Source organism: Bradyrhizobium sp. CCGUVB1N3 (genome assembly GCF_024199925.1).
In the GTDB taxonomy this organism is placed as follows: Bacteria; Pseudomonadota; Alphaproteobacteria; order Rhizobiales; family Xanthobacteraceae; genus Bradyrhizobium.
Genome location: NZ_JANADR010000001.1, coordinates 1,890,694 through 1,909,260, shown reverse-complemented (window position 1 = coordinate 1,909,260; position 18,567 = coordinate 1,890,694). Strand labels below are relative to the sequence as shown.

Below are 18,567 nucleotides of genomic sequence, written 5' to 3'. Positions count from 1 at the left end.
TCTGTAATCTTGTCGTCATTCCGGGGCGATGCGAAGCATCGAACCCGGAATCTCGAGATTCCGGGTTCGCGCTGGCGCGCGCCCCGGAATGACAGGGGAAGGTCAGATCCACGTGAAGCCGATTTTCACTCTACTTGTAACGATCGTCTCAATTTCGTCGGCCTCCGCCCAATTGCTCCCCGGTGGCTTCGTGTACTTGCGGGACATCGATCCCACCATCATCCAGGACATCCGCTACGCGACCTCCAACAACTTCACCGGCCATCCGCTGAGCGGCTACGGCGCCGGCGAATGCGTGGTCAAGCGGGAGGTGGGGCTGCGGCTGAAGGCGATCCAGCAGGAACTCGCCAGCCAGAGTCTCTCGCTGAAGATGTTCGATTGCTACCGGCCGGTGCGCGCGTCGCTCGATATGGTGGCGTGGGCGCAGAACGGCCGGGAGCCGGCGGCCGAGCGGCGCTACAACCCCAAGATTCCCAAGACCGAGCTGTTTCGGCTCGGCTACATCGCGAGCCGCTCGCAGCATTCCACCGGTGCGGCGCTCGATCTGACGCTGGTCGATCTCAAGGCTGACAACTCCGCCAAGTACGATTCCGCGAAGGCCTATGGCGACTGCACGGCGCCGGTCGAGGCCAGGCCGCCGGAAGGCAGTGTCGACATGGGCACCGGCTATGACTGCACGGATGCGAAGGGCCATACCGCCGCGCCAATGATCACGGCCGATCAGCGTGCCTGGCGCAAGCGGCTGGTCGCTGCGATGGCCCGGCAAGGCTTTGTGAACTATTCGAAGGAGTGGTGGCATTTTTCCCTGCCGGGGGCCGGCGGGGCCGCCTATGATTTCCCGATCCAGCCGCGGCGGAACTGATTCCGGTCCGAGGACACGCCATGACCCAGCCGAGCTTCGCAACCCACGACGTCTTCAACCAGCCGCCGCCCCTGTAGGACGTAGCCTCCTGATGGACATTCTCAATCCTGACCACCCGCCGCTCATCGTGACGCCTGCCGACCGCGCGCCGCGCGTCTGGAAATTCTGGGGCACGGCGCTGTGGGGCGTGTTCGTGTTCGCCGCGATGTTCGTTGGCCAGATCGGCACGATCGTCTATCTCGTCGCGCATCGCGGCGGCCCGATCGACATGGCGTCCCTCGCGTCCGTCGGTCGCGATCCGCAGGCGCTGGCGCTGTCGGTGATCGCGGGTCTGCCGACCACGCTGGCCGCGGTGTGGCTGGCCATTCGCCTGAAGCGAGCTTCCTTCGCCGATTACCTCGCGCTGCGCTGGCCATCCTGGTTGCAGATTCTGCTTGGTGCCGTCGGTCTCGTCCTGATCGTGGTGATCTGGGAGACGATGTCGCGTGCGCTGGGCCGCGAGGCGACGCCGGGATTCATGACCGATCTCTTGAAATCAGGCCGCGACAAGGGCGCGGCGACGATGCTCGTGCTCGCCTTCAGCATTGCCGCGCCGATGTCCGAAGAGGTGATCGCGCGGGGCTTCCTCTACCGCGGCTGGTCGGAAAGTTTTCTGCGCGTGCCCGGCGCGATCATCCTGTCGTCGCTGGTCTGGACGGCCGTGCATTTGCAATACGACATGTATTTCCTTGCCGAGGTGTTCTCGATTGGATTGTGGTTCGGCTACATGCGCTACCGCGGCAACTCGCTGTGGCTCACGATCGTGCTCCACGCGCTGAACAACCTGACCGCGGTGGTGCTGACGATGTGGCTCGGGAGTTGAGGTTGCCGGTAATCGCGCTCTGATGATGGTGGTTAGGCCACCAGCGCGATCGCAATCGGCATCGTGATCGCCGCCAAGATCGTCTGCAACGTGATGATCTGCGCCAGCAGCGGCGCATCGCCGCCCATCTGGCGCGCCAGCACATAGGCGCTGGGGGAAGTCGGCACCGCCGCGCAGATCGCGACGATCGCGAGGCTCTTGTCCGACAGGCCGAACCACAGCGCCAGCAGGAGCGCGAGCACGGGCATCAGCACGAGCTTGAAGGCGACGCCGATGGCGGCGCCCACGCTCGGGCGGAGCAGGCCGTTCAGATGCAGGCCCGCGCCCGTGACGAGCAGGCCGATGGCGAGGGAGGAGCGGCTCAGCGCATCCGCCACCTCGTGCCAGATCCTTGGCAGCGGCAGGTGCAGGACGTTGACGAGAAGGCCGATCGCGCAGGCCCAGATCAGCGGGTTGCTCGCCACGGTCATAACGATGGCGCCGACGGATCGCTTCTCCGGCGAGGCGTAATGCGCGAGCACCGCGACGCTGAAAACGTTCACCAGCGGTATGATCGCAACCATCGCGACGGAGGCGAGCGCGAGGCCGACATCGCCGAACAGGTTGGCCGAGACCGACAGCGCCACATAGGTCTGCCAACGGGTCGCGCCCTGGAAGATCGAGGAGAAGGCGGGGCCGTCGATATCGAGCCGCGCCAGAGCGGGACGCAACGCCAGGCATAACAGCGACATCGCGAGCGAAGACAGCAGCAGTGCGCCGCCGACGCCTGCGACCGGTACCTTGTCGAGGTCGGCCTTCACCAGCGTCTGGATCAGCAGCATCGGAAACAGCACGTAATAGGTCAGCCGCTCCAGCCCGTGCCATTGGCTGTCGAGCCGCATCAGGCTGTGTCTGAGCACCACGCCGAGCACGATGAGAATGAAGACCGGCAGCAGCGCTGCAATCACCACCGCCATGGGTCAGTCCGTTCCGGGCGCCGTGCGAAGATTGGCGAGACGATCGAGCGCTCCCTGGAGGATGAAGATCGCGGCGTGCTCGTCGATCACCTCGGCGCGTTTAGCGCGGCTGACATCCATGCCGATCAGCTCGCGCTCGACCGCCGACGTCGAGAGACGCTCGTCCCACAGCCCGATGGCGAGCGCCGTGAGACCGGCGAGGTTGCGGGCGAAGGCGCGGGTCGATTGTGCACGCGGACCTTCGCTGCCGTCCATGTTGATGGGCAGGCCGAGCACGAAGCCGACCGCCTTGCGCTCGGCAGCGATCGCAAGAAGCCTTGCCGCATCCTGCTTGAAAGCCTTGCGCTGGATGGTCTCGACGCCGGTCGCGAGCCGCCGGTCCGGATCGGAGACGGCAACGCCGATCGTCTTGGTGCCGAGATCGAGCCCGATCAGCGCGCCGCGCGCGGGCCAGTGGGTTGCAGCGTCGATGAGAGGTAGGATAGGAGCCGGCATGGCGTTAGCGCATACCATGCGAAGCGCTGCGGAGTGAACCGAGAACAATGGATGCGCTGACCTTATTCGGCCTGTTCGCCGTGAGCGCGATGCTGGTCTGTTATGCGCTGGAGGATCGCAGCCACTGGTTCGTGCTGCTGTTCGCCGTCTCCTGTGCGCTCGGCTCGGCCTACGGCTTCCTGCAAGGCGCCTGGCCGTTCGGCGTGGTGGAGGCGATCTGGGCGATCGTGGCGCTCAGGCGCTGGTTGCTCAAGCTGCGATGACCTCGTCGTCGTTGTTCAGGCACGAGACAAACCCTTGGAGCGCGCTGTACTGGTGGCCGGCGCGGCGCTGGATGAACAGCGTCTCAACCCCAGCGTAGGCGGGGGGCAGCGTGTGGATCGCCACGTTGCCGATCATGGCGCTGCGTTCGACCACCGCGCGAGGCAGCAGTGTCACGCCCATGTCGGCGGCGACGCAGCCGATCATGCCGTCGAGCGTGCCGAGCTCGAAGCGCGCCGCCGACGGCCAGCCGAACTCGACGAAGATCTGCTCGAGCCGCTGGCGGTAGGTGCAGCCGGTGCGGAACACCAGCGCCGTCGGCCCGGACTCAGGCGTGCCGGCACGCAGCTCCTTCAGTGACGCCCAGCGGCGCGCACTGACCAGCACCAGCTCCTCGCGGAATGCGCTGACGGCGGTGAGCTCGGCATGCTCGATGGGACCCGCGACGAAGGCGCCGTCGAGCGCGCCATCGAGCACAGCGGCGACGAGATCGGCGGTGGGTGCGGTGCGCAGGCTCAAGCGCACGGCCGGGAAGCGGCGGTGGAAATCGGCGAGCAGCGGCGGCAGGCGGACGGCGGCGGTCGTCTCCATCGAGCCGATCGCGAGCGGCCCCTTCGGCTCGCCATCGTCGCGCGCGGCGAGCACGGCCTCGCGCGAGAGTGCAGCCATCCGTCGCGCGTAAGGCAAAAGCCTCTTGCCGGCGCCAGTCAGCGTCATGCCGCGGCTGTGGCGCTCGAACAACGGCGTGCCGATCTCGGACTCCAGCGCCTTGATCCGTTGGGTGACATTCGACTGCACGGTGTTGAGTTCCTCGGCGGCGCGGGTGATGCCGCCGGTGCGGGCGACCGCGGCAAAGGTCTTGATATCGCTGAGTTCCATGGCTTCGTTTCGTTTTTGAGATGGCAGCGTTCGCAACAATTCAATTTTCGAGAATGTTATTCCCGCCTAGTCTTGCTGTCCAGACGGGAGGAGCCATGCCGATCACCACACCCCTGACCGCGCAGTTCGGCATCCAGCACCCGATCCTGCTCGCTCCGATGGACATCGTTGCGGGCAGCCGGTTGGTGGCGGCGGTGAGCCGCGCGGGCGGTTTCGGCATTCTCGGCGGCGGCTATGGGGAGCGGCTCTGGCTGGAGCAGGAGACTGCGAAGCTGAGAGAGCTGCGCGCGCCGTTCGGCATCGGTTTCATCACCTGGAGCCTCGCCAGGCGTCCGGAGCTTCTCGACATCGCGCTCGCGGTGCGCCCCAGCGCGATCATGCTCTCGTTCGGCGATCCCGCGCCGTTTTCACCGCGGATCAAATCGGCCGGTGCGCGTCTGATCTGCCAGGTGCAGGACGAGACCATGGCGCGACAGGCGCTCGATGCCGGCGCGGATGTTCTCATCGCGCAAGGCACCGAAGCAGGCGGCCATGGCGCATCCCGCACGACCGTCGATCTCGTGCCGTCCATCGTCGATCTTGCGGCGGGGCGGGTGCCGGTGGTCGCCGCCGGCGGCATCGCCGACGGACGCGGGCTCGCCGCCATGATGATGCTGGGCGCAAGTGGCGTGCTGCTCGGCACGCGCTTTCATGCGAGCCAGGAGGCCGACGGCGCGGATGAGGCGAAGCGGCGCATCTGTGATGCGACGAGCGGCTCGACCGTGCGCGGCATCATTTTCGATCTCTCCCGCAACAATGTCTGGCCGGCGCCGTATACCGGGCGGTGCCTGATCAACGATCACGCCCGGCGCTGGATGGGCCGCGAGGTCGAATTGATGCAGAATGTCGCCAAGGTTGCGGCTGACTATGCCACCTCAAAGGCGAGCGGCAATTTCGATGTCGCCGCCGTTATCGCAGGCGAGGCGGTTGGCCTGATCCATGATATTCCGCCGGCGGCCGAGATCGTCGAGCGGATCGCGACGGAGGCGGAGCAGTTGCTGGCCGGCCGGCGCAACTCGGTGGCTTCCACCGCTTGAACAAGAGAGAACAACCATGTGGCCTGACCGTCGACTGATCGACCTCTTCAAGACCGAATTCCCGATTGTGCTGGCGCCGATGGCCGGCGTGATGGATGCGGAGCTCGTGATCGCGGCGGCGCATGGCGGTGCGCTCGGCTCGCTGCCGTGCGCGATGCTGTCGGCGGAGAAGGCGCGCGAGCAGGTCAATCTGATCCGCCAGCGGGTCACTGCGCCCGTGAACATGAACTTCTTCTGCCATAAGCCTCTCGAGCTCACCGCCGATGCCGAAGCGCGCTGGAAGCAGCGGCTGGCCGGCTACTACAAGGAGCATGGTCTCGATCCGTCGGCGCCGATCAACGCCGCGAACCGCGCGCCGTTCGATGCGGCGTTCTGCGAGGTCGTCGAAGAGTTGAAGCCGGAAGTCGTCAGCTTCCATTTCGGCCTGCCCACAGAGGCGCTGCTCAAGCGTGTCAAGGCGGCCGGCTGCCTCGTCATCTCGTCGGCCACCACGGTAAAGGAGGCGGTCTGGCTGGAGCAGCACGGCGTCGACGCCGTGATCGCGCAGGGCGCCGAGGCGGGCGGCCATCGCGGCATGTTCTTGACTGAGAATATCTCGGAGCAGCCCGGCACCTTCGCGCTGGTGCCGCAGGTGGTCGATGCCGTGAAGGTGCCGGTGATCGCCTGCGGCGGAATTGCCGACGGGCGCGGTATCGCGGCCGCCTTCGCACTCGGCGCGGCCGGCGTGCAGATCGGCAGTGCCTATCTGCGCTGCCCGGAATCCAAGGTCAGCGCCGGCGGCCGCAAGGCGCTCGCCGAAGCGCGCGACGATTCCACGGTCATTACCAATGTGATGACCGGACGGCCCGCGCGCGGCGTGCAGAACCGCCTGATGCGCGAAGCCGGCCCGATTTCGCCGGACGCGCCGGCCTTTCCCCATGCCGCGACCGCGCTGGGGCCTTTGAAGGCGGCTGCCGAAAAGCAGGGCAGGGTGGATTTCACCAATCTCTGGGCAGGCCAAGCCATCGGCATGGGCCGCGAGATGCCCGCGGCCGAATTGACCCGGGAGCTGGCCAAATCCGCGCAGGCCCGCCTGAAAGCGCTGGCCGGCTAGGCGATAAGCGCCGGTTGCGGCGCAAAACCGGCCTCTGCTATACGGCAGACCTGATTTCTGCCGTTCGAGGCCTTATACTATGTCCGTTGACGCCGCTACCGTCCGCCGCATCGCGCATCTCGCGCGCATTGCGGTTTCAGACGACGAGGTTCCGCATCTCCAGGGCGAGCTCAACGCCATGCTTGCCTTTGTCGAGCAGCTCTCGGAGGTCAATGTCGAGGGTGTCGATCCCATGACCTCGGTGACCCCGATGGAGATGAAGAAGCGTCAGGACGTGGTCAACGACGGCGAGATCGGCGACGATATCGTTGCCAATGCGCCGGCGACCGAAGGTCACTTCTTCCTGGTGCCGAAGGTCGTCGAGTAACCAATTAGGACACGAGTCCGATGTGCCTGCTATGCGACGATGAGAAGGCCTATCAGGCCTATATGAACTATCTCGACGCGATGGAGCGGCAGGGCAAGGCTGCCGATCCCAACGTGGCCGTCAATGCCGTGCTCGACCAGCTCGAGGCGGCGGCGAATGCGTCCGCCAAAAAAGACGACCCGGCCAACGACAAGACCCTGTCTCCGTTCTTCTGTAGCCCGATCAATAAATGACCAATTTGACAACGCTGACGCTCGCCGAGGCCCGCAAGGGTCTCGCCGACAAGACATTCACGTCGCTTGAGCTGACCGACGCGCATCTGAGCGCGATGGAAGCTGCACGCGCGCTCAACGCCTTCGTCCTGGAGACGCCGGATCGTGCGCGCGATATGGCGAAGGCCGTGGATGAGAAGATCGCCAAGGGCGAGGGCGGTCCGCTGGCCGGCATTCCGCTTGGCATTAAGGACCTGTTCGCGACAGAAGGCATCCGCACCACGGCGTGCTCGAAGATTCTTGGCGATTTCAAGCCGCCCTATGAATCGACCGTGACCAAGCAGCTGTGGCGTGATGGTGCCGTGCTGCTCGGCAAACTCAACAATGACGAGTTTGCGATGGGCTCGTCCAACGAGACTTCGTGCTTTGGCCCGGTCGTCAATCCGTGGCGGCGCGAGGGCTCCAACACGACCCTGGTGCCGGGCGGTTCGTCCGGCGGCTCGGCCTCGGCCGTTGCCGCGCTGCTCTGCATGGGCGCGACCGCGACCGATACGGGCGGCTCGATCCGCCAGCCGGCAGCCTTCACTGCGACCGTCGGAATCAAGCCGACCTATGGCCGCTGCTCGCGCTGGGGCATCGTCGCCTTTGCCTCTTCGCTCGATCAGGCCGGTCCAATCGCGCGCAGCGTGCGCGATTGCGCGATGCTGCTGCGCTCGATGGCCGGCCACGATCCGAAGGACACGACGTCCGTCGACATCGCCGTGCCGGACTATGAGGCCGCGATCGGCAAGTCCGTGAAGGGCATGAAGATCGGCATTCCCAGGGAATATCGCCTCGACGGCATGCCGGCCGAGATTGAAAAGCTCTGGAGCGAGGGCGCGGCCTGGCTGAAAGCGGCCGGCGCCGAGCTCGTCGAAGTGTCGCTGCCGCACACCAAATACGCGCTGCCGGCCTATTACATCGTGGCGCCGGCGGAAGCCTCTTCCAACCTCGCGCGCTATGATGGCGTGCGCTACGGCCTGCGCGAGCAGGGCAGGAACATCATCGAGATGTACGAGAACACGCGCGCTGAAGGCTTTGGTGCCGAGGTGAAGCGCCGCGTCATGATCGGCACCTACGTGCTCTCCGCCGGCTACTACGACGCCTATTATCTGCGCGCGCAAAAGGTCCGCACGCTGATCAAGAAGGATTTCGAGGATTGCTTCGCCAGGGGCGTCGACGCGATCCTTACGCCGGCGACACCGTCGGCCGCTTTCGGCATCGGCGAGAAGGGCGGCGCCGATCCGGTCGAGATGTATCTCAACGACATCTTCACGGTGACCGTGAACATGGCAGGCCTGCCCGGCATCGCCGTGCCCGCCGGCAAGGACACGCAGGGTCTGCCGCTCGGCCTGCAACTGATCGGCCGTCCGTTCGAGGAGGAGACGCTGTTCTCGCTCGGCGAGGTGATCGAGCAGGCGGCAGGCCGCTTCACGCCCGCGAGGTGGTGGTGAATGTCGCGGCATTTATCGCGAGCCTCGACGGCGCGGCGCCCGCGCCGGATCTGAACGCGCCGCTCAGAGGTCTTTGGTGGGCCGGCAAGGGTGACTGGGATCAGGCGCACAAGATCGTTCAGGACGAAAACGGCCGCGACGCCGCCTGGGTGCACGCTTATCTGCACCGCGTCGAAGGCGATCTCGGCAATGCCGGCTACTGGTACCGCCAGGCCGGCCAGCCCGCGGCAAAGGATTCATTGGAAGCGGAGTGGGAGCGGATCGCTGCCACGCTGCTCGCGAAGTGATGACGCTTGGCCTGCGGTGATACGCCCGCGCTCCGCTATCTCAACGTTCCCTTCGGCAACAGATATTCGTGAACATGCGGACAAATATTGCCGAGGTTGCATCGCTCCGCCTTGATGAGCGGCTCGAGCTGGGCGATCAGCGTCTTGGCATCGAACACTTTGGGCGGCGCCGACACGATTGGTGCCGGCAGAAAGTATACGTCGGCCTCGAGCCCGGGCTTTGGCGCCGCCGCTCCACCGCCGGTGTAGACGAAGACGCCGCCGCCGCGCGCGAGCCGGACAGGCTGATCCGAGCGGATGGCGAGATCGCTTTGATCCCAGATCCTGAAGTCGGCGGTTTCCTGGGGCGACACCGGAATGCGGGTGCGCAGCGACGGCACGGCGCTGGCAAGGCGAGAGCCAAGCCGGTCGTCCGCCGGCGGCCTGCGCATCACGAAGTGAACGTCCGACAGGATTTCAAATCCGGCAAAACCCTTTTCGACCGCAAGCTGGGCCGAACGGTAGAGCCAATAGACCTGAACGCTCTCCCGGGTGGTGTAGCCATTGCCCTGGAAGCTGACGCGGTAGACGTCAGGTCTCAGCTCCTTGACGTCGGACCCGCCGGTGAAGCTCTGTTGCTGGTAGGGTGTCGAACACGACACGAGAACGGCGGCCATCGCCGCCAGCATCGAAACGCGGAAAAACATGCATTGCCCCCTGCATGCAACTTGTATGGGCTACGATGGGTTTGCGTCAATGCCTGAGTGCATGGCATCAATGGCGTTGCGCGGGCTGCACGCCGGTCGTGCAGGCCTTGCGATCCGCCGCGCGGCCGGTTCTCCAGCTTGACTGGCACGATCCGTTGCGCGAAGCCCTGCCATCCCCGATATGATCTTATCTGGACACCGAGACCGATGAACGCACCCGCAGCCCCTCACAAGCTTCTCAAAGGCGCCACCGGCGACTGGGAGATCGTCATCGGCATGGAAATCCACGCCCAGGTGACGTCGAACTCAAAACTGTTCTCGGGCGCGTCCACTACATTCGGCGGCGAGCCGAACACGCATGTTTCTCTCGTCGATGCGGCAATGCCGGGGATGCTGCCCGTCATCAACGAGGAATGCGTCAGGCAGGCTGTCCGGACCGGGCTCGGGCTGAAGGCGAAGATCAACCTGCGTTCGGTGTTCGACCGGAAAAACTATTTCTATCCCGACCTGCCGCAGGGCTACCAGATCAGCCAGTACAAGTCGCCGGTGGTGGGCGAGGGCGAGGTGCTGGTCGAGCTCGACGGCGGCCGCAGCGTCACGGTCGGCATCGAGCGGCTACATCTGGAGCAGGATGCCGGCAAGTTGCTGCACGACCAGTCGCCGACGATGTCCTATGTCGATCTCAACCGCTCCGGCGTGGCGCTGATGGAGATCGTCTCAAAACCGGACATCCGCGATGCCGAGCAGGCCAAGGCCTATGTGACCAAGCTGCGCTCGATCCTGCGCTATCTCGGCACCTGCGACGGCGACATGGAGAAGGGTAACTTGCGCGCCGACGTCAACGTCTCGGTGCGCAGGCCCGGCGGGCCGCTCGGCACCCGCTGCGAGATCAAGAACATGAACTCGATCAACTTCATTGGACAAGCGATCGAGTACGAGGCGCGGCGCCAGATCGAGATCCTCGAGGACGGCGGCGAGATCGACCAGGAGACGCGGCTCTACGACCCCAACAAGGGTGAGACGCGCTCGATGCGGTCGAAGGAAGAGGCACACGACTACCGCTACTTCCCCGATCCCGATCTCTTGCCGCTGGAGTTCTCGCAAGGCTTCGTTGATGAGCTGAGGGCGAAGCTGCCCGAGCTGCCGGATCAGAAGAAGACGCGCTTCGTCGCCGATTTCGGCCTGTCAGCCTATGACGCGAGCGTTCTCGTCGCCGAGCGCGAGAGCGCTGACTTCTACGAGACCGTGCTCGACAGGCTCGCCAATCGCACCCGCGACGGCAAGATGGCGGCGAACTGGGTCATCAACGAACTGTTCGGCCGTCTCAACAAGGAGGGGCGGGACATTACGGCCTCTCCCGTCACGTCCTCGCAGCTTGCCGCGATCATCGATCTGATCGGAGAGGGCACGATCAGCGGAAAGATCGCCAAGGACCTGTTCGAGATCGTCTGGCAGGAAGGCGGCGATCCCCGCGCGCTCGTCGAGAGCCGCGGCATGAAGCAGGTCACCGACCTTTCGGCGATCGAGAGGGTGGTCGACGACATCATCGCGGCCAATCCCGACAAGGCGGCGCAGGTCAAGGACAAGCCGCAGTCGCTCGGCTGGTTCGTCGGCCAGGTGATGAAGTCGTCCGGCGGCAAGGCCAACCCGCAAGCCGTCAACGATCTGCTCAAGTCCAAGCTCGGCCTGTGACACGTCGCGGTGACGGCGCGTGCCGTCACCGCGATCCTGCCTTCGCGCATCCGTCTTTCGCACGCGGCGACACCGACGTCGTCTCGATCGCACCGTCCAAGCCCTACCGAATCGCCGCCATCGATTCGCGGAAAGCGGCGGCTTCGAACGCACCCCGCCGAGCGATCGCGCCGTTAAGCATGAAAATATTTTCGTTGCCAAAATTCGCGACTCAGAGTCCGCGAAACCTACTTCGTACGCCTTCGAACAAGATGCAACGCGCGACGGAGCGTCGATCGCGCGCAACGTGCGAATGCGGAATGGGCTTGCAGCATAGGGTTTTCCTGCAATCGATGCTTTCGCCGGCGTCGATGCGGCAGGCACATTTCGCATAGACGATCGAACGACTCGTCGAGCGCGCGCGCGAAGCGCGGAGTGCGTGCGCGCTTTGCTGCGTCAACACTTCCTTAAGCGGGAAGATGTTTTTTTCGCCGTGTTGGTGTATTCGGGATGAAGTGCATTCGATCCCCGAGTGCACGCAGCGATTAAAGCCATCTCACACATCGGAGGGCAACATGGCCAAGAAAGCGAAGAAGGCGAAGAAGGCGAAGAGCGCAGTGAAGAAGACTGCGAAGAAGACCCGCAAGGTCGCGAAGAAGAAGAAGTAACTTCGCTTCTGAAGTCGCCGGCCTCTCTGACGGCCGGCACGTCATCAGCGCCTTCTGCGATCTGGTTTGCCTCCGGCAGGGCAGGTCTCAGTCAACAGGGCTCTGATCGGCGATAGAGGGTGTCGGCGAGACATCAGGTCAACGGTCGGATCGTCCTTCCTTGCCGAGCTTGCTCGTTAAGGTCCGGTCCGGCAGAAGAAACAAGTTTTCTTCGTTCGGTGCGGTTCGCCTTTATCGGCCCCGCAATTTCATGAGTAGCCTCGCGGCCAAAATGAAATCTGGTCCTGACGTGTTCGCCGACGCCCTCGTTCGAGTAGCCGGGATGCTCGCCGGCCTTTTCATTTTTCACAGATCCCAGACGACGTGACAGTGCAGCCGAACAGGCTCGCGATCGCCGTGGCCTGACTGCGCGCTCACACTCCGGCATCATCGCCCGGCTCGCCGCCTTCGCTGAAGCTTCGGCGAGCCAAGACCTCACGCCTCGGCGAAGCCTTGGCGTAGCCGGGTCGCAGGGAATGACAGCTCAGAGTGCAGCTACGATCATGCACGCCTCACCGCGCGCGATGGTTATCATTGTCCGAAAATCGGAACGGTAAACCAAGTCTGACGAATCGCAGAAGTGCCTGAGAATCCCGGACTTCTTGCATTCTCGCGGCCGCGCCGGGTGGCCTCGCGTTTACGTCCCCTTCATCGCGATACTTAAACTGCCATTCAAATTTGCTCGCCAAGATCGCCCTCAACAAGCCGGCAAGAACGGCATGGGGACGAGTTGAACAGTTTGGACGGGAGCCGCGCTCGGGGGAACGAGGCGGCACAACAATAAAGGGGATGCGACATGTTTCAGGGGACTTTCGATCTGGAGACCGCGACGCCGATCGACGCGACCGCGTTGTCGGACGTGCTGTTCGAGCGGGGTATGTATTGGGCGAGCGGCCGCTCCGGCCTCGTCGATCTCATCGCCGCGCATAAATGGTTCAACCTCGCGGCGTCGAAGGGCCGCAAGGACGCGATCGCGCTTCGCCAGGAAGTTGCCGGGCAGATGTCGGATGCCGACATCGCGGCCGCGCAGCGCGAGGCGAGGGCCTGGGTCACCGCGCACTGACCGGTTCACTCGGCCGTAGGGAACCGAGCTTTGACCGATCGGTACGATCGCGCCAAGGCGCCCCACGATGAGATTTAGACGGCAAACGAGGCCGGCGCTTCGCCAGCGAAATGCCGGCGCCACATTTCAGTGAAGGCCTTTTCGATGTGTCGCGTCATGCCGACAGTATCGAAGAGGGGCCAAGTGGACCGATGCGTCGCCAGCTTGCTCTTGAGGGCGGCTCGAAGTTCGGAATCGTGCGCGATCCGAAGCGCCAAAGCCTCATATTCGTCCAGCGATCGCGTCACCAGCTCAGGAAGGCCGACGGCATTCAGGAGACTGGCTGCAACACGTCCGGCAAAGGCGGTGCCGAGGCAGGTCAGGACCGGCAAGCCAGCCCAAAGGGCGTCGCTGGCCGCGGTATGGGCGTTGTAGGGCAACGTATCCAGGGACAGATCGGCGAGCTGATGACGCGCCAAGTGTTCGTCGGCAGGGGCGCTTGGGGCGAACACGATCCTCTCGGCGGCGATGCCGCGGGCAACAGCTTCACGCCTCAGGTTCTCCCTGGCGAGCGGGTCCCCATCAAGCAGCCAAAGGACGCTGCCGGCGGTCCTGGTCAGCAGCCGCATCCAGACATCGAACAGCACGGGCGTGATCTTGAGAGTTCTGTGGAAAGCACAGTAGACGAATGCATCGTCCGCCAGTCCGACCTCGCTCCGGGCCGGTACGTTTGGCAGGAGCGGCCGCCTCGCGTCGGTCGCCTGATAGCTGTCGGGGAGATAAATCACCTTCTCGGCGTAATGTTTCTGCTCTCCTTCGGGGATGACGATCCGGTCGGCCATCACGTAGTCGATATATGACGCGCCCATCGTGCCGGGAAAGCCTAGATAGTTGACCTGGATGGGAGCCGCCCGCTGCGCGAGGATTTTCGGCCGCGCACCGGCGGTGAAGCCTCCGAGATCGACGAGGACCTCAATGTCGAGCTGGCGTATCAGCTTGACCACGTCCTCGTCGGTAAGATGGCTGACGTCTTCAAAGCGTTCGAATGCGGCCTTGAGGCGGTCGCGCATCTTGCTCTGATCATCCGGTCCGTAGGAGATGGCGCTGACGTCGAAGCGCTCGCGGTCGTGCTCCTCGAAAAGTCCGGCCATCAAATGCGCGGTGGCGTGACTGTAAAAATCGGCAGACATGTACGCGACCCGCAGCCGGGAAACCGATGACGGCGTTCTGGGTCTCGCCGCATCTCGTTCCGGGGCGACGTTGGCGACATATGTCTTCGCACAGGTCAATTGGTGTGCGGGAGACGACGAGGCATGAAAGTAGGTGAAGGGGTCGATCGGCACGCCGGATTCGACGGCCTCGTCCAAGGCGGCCTGTTCACGTTCGAATCCGCGCCAGTCGGCACGCTTCCGCGTGGAAGCAACGAGCTTGCTCAAGGCGAACGGGAAGGCCTTGTTCAGTGCGACCGTTCTTTCGAGCGCTCCGATCGCTTCGTCGTGTCGGCCCATTTGGGTAAGGACCTCGGACAAGACGAAATGGTTCTGTGGATTCGACGGTGCAAGCTCCACGGCGCGTCGGTAGCTGTCATGCGCTTCGTCGAGCTGACCGAGCTGCTGGAACGCACTGCCCCGGTTTGCGAACGCTGCGCTCGATGGTGCGATCGCAATGGCGCGATCAAAATCCGAGATTGCGCCGTGCAGCTCCTGCCGTGCCATCAGGATCGCTCCGCGATTGAGATGCGCATCGGCGAAGTTCGGCGACAGGGCAATCACTTTCGCAAGCCAAGCGAGCGCATCGTCTGTCTTGTCCAATGCACGCAGCACGTTGGCATAGTTGAAAAGAACGTCGGGATTGCCGGCGTCGACGCGGGCAGCCTTCTTGAGCAATGGCTCGGCGTCCGCGAAATTGCCGCGCTGGGCGTGCAACAGCCCCAGCATGTGGAGCGCGATGGGATGCGTTCTGCTTCCCCTCAGGATGGTCGTGTAGGCCCGTTCCGCATCCGACAGATTGCCCGAACGCTGCGCCGCAATTGCCTGGTCCAGAAAAGCCGACCGATGGAGTGAGGAGGGGGCCGAAGCTCCCTTGTTGCGGCTTTGCTGCGACATGTGATTGGGTTTCTGGACCCTGATGACGGGTCTGTGCTTTGGCGAACTGGCGCAAAAACTCTAGTCGCCTTTGCTGGAGAGAACAACGGCCGCGCCGCTCGTGCTTCAAGGCACGAAACTTCCGTGCTTGTGCCGAGATTTCGTGCGCGACAATTTTCGATTCCGGCCGACTGACGCGACGGCTACAAGCTGTGAGGGCGGGACGACGGCCGGCGCTCTGGACGTCAGCCAGTCCCGACCCGTCCTTGGTTTCCGTCGCCGTCAAAGCTTTCATCTGTAAAGAAACCCGCCAGCCTCAATTCTGCCGCTTGCGGCTCGCCGCGGGGTCGGGCATACCCGGCGAAGCCGGAGACGTGGCCGAGTGGCTGAAGGCGGCGGTTTGCTAAACCGTTATAGGCTTGTAAAGGCCTATCGAGGGTTCGAATCCCTCCGTCTCCGCCAGCCGTGAAGCCTGGCGCGCCGCTGCAATCCCCCGCAAAATCTCTGCACAATATAGAGTCCGGATAAGTCCGGCCGGCGGCAGCTAGCCCCTTGCGGGAAATCGCACTCTGTCCTTGGTCGGCCCGGGATATCGGCGTCGCGCTCGCTAAAACCACTGCGCCCGGCGGTCGAACGGCGCGGTGACGAGATCATCCAGCAGCCATTCCGAGTCGGTTGCCGATTCTCCGATTCGAGTGCGTCGCAAGGACGCCACAGCGAGCGGACGCTCCCATCGCTTCACGGCGGGAAATTTTGACGCCATTTGGAACTGCTTCGAAAAGAATATGGAAAACAATTACTTACGGGCGCGCTGCAATCACATCTGCGTGTTATTTGTGCAACACCCGTTGGAAAACGCGCTTCGTAGGGCCGGTTCGGAGCGTTCTGTTGTTGTGTGTGCAAGGACGTTCGGTAATTGTGACCAGGCGACGGAGGGGGGCATCCCGAGGTCGTCCCGTTTTAGGTGGTTCGCTTAAGTCCCTCGCGTTCATGCGGGTGTGTCCGAAGGCGCGAAGCGGCTAAGCGGTGAGTTAAAGGGACAAGGGAACCAACCTTAGGGTGTCGTCACCCAGCGGATCCGGAACCTTCCCTATAGAGCAAACTTGGAGGTTTAACATGAAGTTGGTTAAGAGCCTTTTGCTCGGTTCAGCGGCGGGTCTCATCGCCGTTGGCGGAGCTCAGGCAGCCGATCTCCCCGTGAAGGCCAAGGCGGTCGAATACGTGAAGATCTGCTCCCTGTACGGTGCCGGATTCTACTATATGCCGGGCACTGACACCTGCATCAAGTTCGGCGGTTATGTGCGCGCCGACCTGATGGTCAACAGCGGCAACGACTACGGTTTTAACACCGGCGCACCGGATGGCGCGCAGAACCGTCTTCGCAATAACTTCACCAGCCGCGCCCGTATGGACCTCACGGTCGATACCCGCACTGCGACCGAGTACGGCGTGGTTCGCACCTACGCGGACATGGTCTTCACCTGGACCGGTGGTTCGTACGTCGGTGCTGGGAACGTTGCGCCTGGCACATCTTTCAACACGAGCGGCGGCGCGACGCTTTACAACAGCACCACCGGCACCATTGGCGGCGCTTCGCTCGGTCTCTACCACGCGTTCATCCAGTTCGCTGGCTTCACCTTCGGTCGCACGGTGTCGATCTTCGACGCACCGTGGCAGAGCTATCCGGCTGGCGGTCCCGACACCATGCCGGGCGGTTCCAACCATGTCACCGGCGTGAACCAGGTGGCCTACACGGCTGACTTCGGCCAGGGCATCACCGGTTCGGTGGCGTTGCAGGATCCGACCGTGTACGACACGACGAACATCTGGAACCTGTCATTCCCGGGTGGGACGTCGCCGAGCGTGACGGCGGGCGTTGTGAACTTCTTCGGGGGTTACGGCGCGCCCAGCATCGGCGCCGGCATGGTTGCTCCCGACATCGTCGGTGCAGTCCGTGTCGACCAGGCTTGGGGTCTGTTCCAGTTCTCCGCAGTGGCGCATGACAACCATGCTAGCTACTACGGTTCGACTGAAGTCAGCGGTCACCCGTCGGATAAGTGGGGTTGGGCCGTTCAGGCGTCGTTGTCGATCAAGAACATTCCGACTGGACCCGGCGACAGCATCAACCTGCAGGCCGTCTATACGGACGGTGCAAGCCGCTATAACTTCCAGAGCTTGTTCCCGACCGGCATCGCGATGTTTGGTGGCACGAGCACCCCTGGTGCTTACCAGAGCCTCGGCTTCGCCGCCATTGGCGATGCAGTGTTCGTGAACGGAAGCAGCCTTGAAACTGTGAAGACTTGGGGCTTCCGCGGTGGCTACACCCACAACTGGTCGCCGAACTGGGCGAGCGGCATCTACGGTGCCTATGGCGTGGTTGATTACGGCTCTCTTGCCACGACCGCGATCTGCGCCAACGCTGTGGCGTCGCTTGGTCTGACCGGCAACTGCAACCCCGACTTTAATTTCGCTGTAGTCGGTGCCAACGTCGTTTGGACCCCGCTCAAGAACTTGGCCTTCACCGCCGACGTCAACTGGACGCATCTGGACCAGAAGTACTCTGGTACTGTCTTCGTTACACCTCCTGCGACGTTTGCCAAGCCGCAGGCCACGTATGAGTTGAGGGACCAGAACAGCGTCACCATGCTGCTTCGCGCTCAGCGCAACTTCTAAGATCAATCTCTCGACCGATCAGAGAACCCCGGCGGGCAACCGCCGGGGTTTTTCTTGGCGGACGCTGCGGCGTATATTGTCTCGGACGTAACGGCTTCTTTCCGGTGGAGGGAGCGGAGTTGGAGATTCGACGGTGAGCAGTTGGACAATTCGGACGACAGCGATGATTGGCGTGCTCGGCGCGGTGATCATGGGCGGCGCCACGATCCTCGCTCCTGCGCCAGCCATGGCCGAACGCTACGATCCCAGATATCCCGTCTGCCTCCAGAAGTGGGAGTGGGGTGGCAGCAGCACGGTGTACTGCAGCTATCCCTCCTGGGAGGCGTGCAAGGCGGCCGCGGCGGGACTATCGGCGATGTGCATGGACAACCCATATTGGTCCCAGTCGACGACAACGGGCGCAGCCCGGGCTCCCGGCAGGCCGGCTCCGAGCCGGATGTGGTGACGAACGACGTCCGGTTGTGGCCGGTATGGCTCACCAGCCTTGCTGCAAGCTCGCACCCGATGCGGATCGTTGAATCGCTACCACTTGGGTCCCTTCCATTCCTGGAAGGCGTAGGTGGGATTCAAGCCGCAGGCGTCAATCGTGCCCGATGCGGTCGCCATGCACTGGCTATAAGTGGCGAATTGGCAATTGCCCGGGTATCCCCAACGCCGTCCTTGCAGGCAGTAGCGGTCCTGGGCCGCGGCCTGCGGAGGGGCATGATAGCGACTCTTGGCGTGAGCCGGCGCGCTGGTGACGGCAAGTCCTGGTAACACAAGTCCTGGCAGCAGCAGGGCCAAGGCAGTCAGTGTACAAATCAGACGGGACATAAAGGCGTCTCCGGGTTCGTGGTGCCCACCAATCAGCTTATCTGTGGG

At 63.6% G+C, this 18,567-nt stretch carries 19 protein-coding genes and 1 tRNA gene; 14 read left to right on the top strand and 6 right to left on the bottom strand.

The features are described 5' to 3' along the window. The first annotated feature begins 88 nt into the window (after window positions 1-88). On the top strand, window positions 89-862 hold the full coding sequence (locus NLM33_RS09035) for a M15 family metallopeptidase (RefSeq protein WP_254095733.1): 774 nt from the start codon (window positions 89-91) through the stop codon (window positions 860-862). A gap of 91 nt (window positions 863-953) precedes the next feature. After that, window positions 954-1,724: a CPBP family intramembrane glutamic endopeptidase gene (locus tag NLM33_RS09030; protein ID WP_254095732.1), complete on the top strand. Its 771-nt coding sequence runs from the start codon at window positions 954-956 to the stop codon at window positions 1,722-1,724. A gap of 32 nt (window positions 1,725-1,756) precedes the next feature. Here the strand turns inward: NLM33_RS09030 and NLM33_RS09025 are convergent, their stop codons facing one another. After that, complete coding sequence (locus NLM33_RS09025; protein ID WP_254095731.1) at window positions 1,757-2,680, bottom strand: AEC family transporter; 924 nt, start codon at window positions 2,678-2,680, stop codon at window positions 1,757-1,759. A 3-nt stretch (window positions 2,681-2,683) separates the two neighbouring features. Continuing rightward, window positions 2,684-3,175, bottom strand: a complete 492-nt coding sequence (gene ruvX / locus NLM33_RS09020) for a Holliday junction resolvase RuvX (protein ID WP_254095730.1) — start codon at window positions 3,173-3,175, stop codon at window positions 2,684-2,686. Between the two features lie 47 nt (window positions 3,176-3,222). On the opposite strand from ruvX, the gene NLM33_RS09015 reads away from it, so the two are divergent. Then, entirely contained in the window at window positions 3,223-3,438 is a 216-nt protein-coding gene (locus NLM33_RS09015) for a hypothetical protein (protein ID WP_254095729.1), read from the top strand. On the opposite strand, the gene NLM33_RS09010 is transcribed toward NLM33_RS09015, so the two are convergent. Further along, complete coding sequence (locus tag NLM33_RS09010; RefSeq protein WP_254095728.1) at window positions 3,425-4,315, bottom strand: LysR family transcriptional regulator; 891 nt, start codon at window positions 4,313-4,315, stop codon at window positions 3,425-3,427. The genes NLM33_RS09015 and NLM33_RS09010 overlap by 14 nt on opposite strands. Window positions 4,316-4,410: 95 nt before the next feature. Here NLM33_RS09010 and NLM33_RS09005 point away from each other — a divergent pair, with 95 nt between their 5' ends. The 6 genes from NLM33_RS09005 to NLM33_RS08980 all read left to right on the top strand — a co-directional run bounded on the left by NLM33_RS09005 (window position 4,411) and on the right by NLM33_RS08980 (window position 8,843). After that, window positions 4,411-5,391, top strand: coding sequence for a nitronate monooxygenase (locus tag NLM33_RS09005; RefSeq protein WP_254095727.1), 981 nt, complete (start codon window positions 4,411-4,413; stop codon window positions 5,389-5,391). 16 nt (window positions 5,392-5,407) lie between these two features. Next, a complete protein-coding gene (locus NLM33_RS09000; RefSeq protein ID WP_254095726.1) occupies window positions 5,408-6,484 on the top strand; it encodes a nitronate monooxygenase family protein in 1,077 nt (358 codons plus the stop codon). Window positions 6,485-6,563: 79 nt separating this feature from the next. Then, window positions 6,564-6,851 (top strand): Asp-tRNA(Asn)/Glu-tRNA(Gln) amidotransferase subunit GatC, encoded by a 288-nt coding sequence (gene gatC / locus NLM33_RS08995; protein ID WP_254095725.1) that lies wholly within the window; start codon window positions 6,564-6,566, stop codon window positions 6,849-6,851. Window positions 6,852-6,871: 20 nt separating this feature from the next. After that, complete coding sequence (locus tag NLM33_RS08990; RefSeq protein ID WP_254095724.1) at window positions 6,872-7,084, top strand: hypothetical protein; 213 nt, start codon at window positions 6,872-6,874, stop codon at window positions 7,082-7,084. Further along, window positions 7,081-8,556, top strand: coding sequence for an Asp-tRNA(Asn)/Glu-tRNA(Gln) amidotransferase subunit GatA (gene gatA, locus NLM33_RS08985; protein WP_254095723.1), 1,476 nt, complete (start codon window positions 7,081-7,083; stop codon window positions 8,554-8,556). The genes NLM33_RS08990 and gatA overlap by 4 nt, the downstream gene beginning before the upstream one ends. Then, complete coding sequence (locus NLM33_RS08980; RefSeq protein ID WP_254095722.1) at window positions 8,547-8,843, top strand: hypothetical protein; 297 nt, start codon at window positions 8,547-8,549, stop codon at window positions 8,841-8,843. Before gatA ends, NLM33_RS08980 begins: the two co-directional genes overlap by 10 nt. 35 nt (window positions 8,844-8,878) lie before the next feature. Here NLM33_RS08980 and NLM33_RS08975 read toward each other — a convergent pair whose 3' ends face one another. Further along, window positions 8,879-9,529, bottom strand: coding sequence for a hypothetical protein (locus tag NLM33_RS08975; protein ID WP_254095721.1), 651 nt, complete (start codon window positions 9,527-9,529; stop codon window positions 8,879-8,881). 207 nt (window positions 9,530-9,736) lie between these two features. Between NLM33_RS08975 and gatB the strand changes: the two genes are divergently transcribed. Then, on the top strand, window positions 9,737-11,221 hold the full coding sequence (gene gatB, locus NLM33_RS08970; protein ID WP_254095720.1) for an Asp-tRNA(Asn)/Glu-tRNA(Gln) amidotransferase subunit GatB: 1,485 nt from the start codon (window positions 9,737-9,739) through the stop codon (window positions 11,219-11,221). Between the two features lie 1,482 nt (window positions 11,222-12,703). Beyond that, window positions 12,704-12,970, top strand: a complete 267-nt coding sequence (locus NLM33_RS08965) for a hypothetical protein (protein WP_254095719.1) — start codon at window positions 12,704-12,706, stop codon at window positions 12,968-12,970. A 74-nt stretch (window positions 12,971-13,044) separates the two neighbouring features. Here NLM33_RS08965 and NLM33_RS08960 read toward each other — a convergent pair whose 3' ends face one another. After that, a complete protein-coding gene (locus NLM33_RS08960; RefSeq protein ID WP_254095718.1) occupies window positions 13,045-15,054 on the bottom strand; it encodes a tetratricopeptide repeat protein in 2,010 nt (669 codons plus the stop codon). A 347-nt stretch (window positions 15,055-15,401) separates the two neighbouring features. Between NLM33_RS08960 and NLM33_RS08955 the strand changes: the two genes are divergently transcribed. From NLM33_RS08955 to NLM33_RS08945, 3 genes are all read left to right on the top strand, one after another. Continuing rightward, window positions 15,402-15,495: transfer RNA gene (locus tag NLM33_RS08955), tRNA-Ser, on the top strand. Window positions 15,496-16,149: 654 nt separating this feature from the next. Further along, window positions 16,150-17,706, top strand: coding sequence for a porin (locus NLM33_RS08950; RefSeq protein WP_254095717.1), 1,557 nt, complete (start codon window positions 16,150-16,152; stop codon window positions 17,704-17,706). A gap of 133 nt (window positions 17,707-17,839) precedes the next feature. After that, window positions 17,840-18,151, top strand: a complete 312-nt coding sequence (locus NLM33_RS08945; protein ID WP_254095716.1) for a DUF3551 domain-containing protein — start codon at window positions 17,840-17,842, stop codon at window positions 18,149-18,151. Between the two features lie 77 nt (window positions 18,152-18,228). Here the strand turns inward: NLM33_RS08945 and NLM33_RS08940 are convergent, their stop codons facing one another. After that, a complete protein-coding gene (locus tag NLM33_RS08940) occupies window positions 18,229-18,519 on the bottom strand; it encodes a DUF3551 domain-containing protein (protein WP_254095715.1) in 291 nt (96 codons plus the stop codon). Window positions 18,520-18,567: the final 48 nt, after the last annotated feature.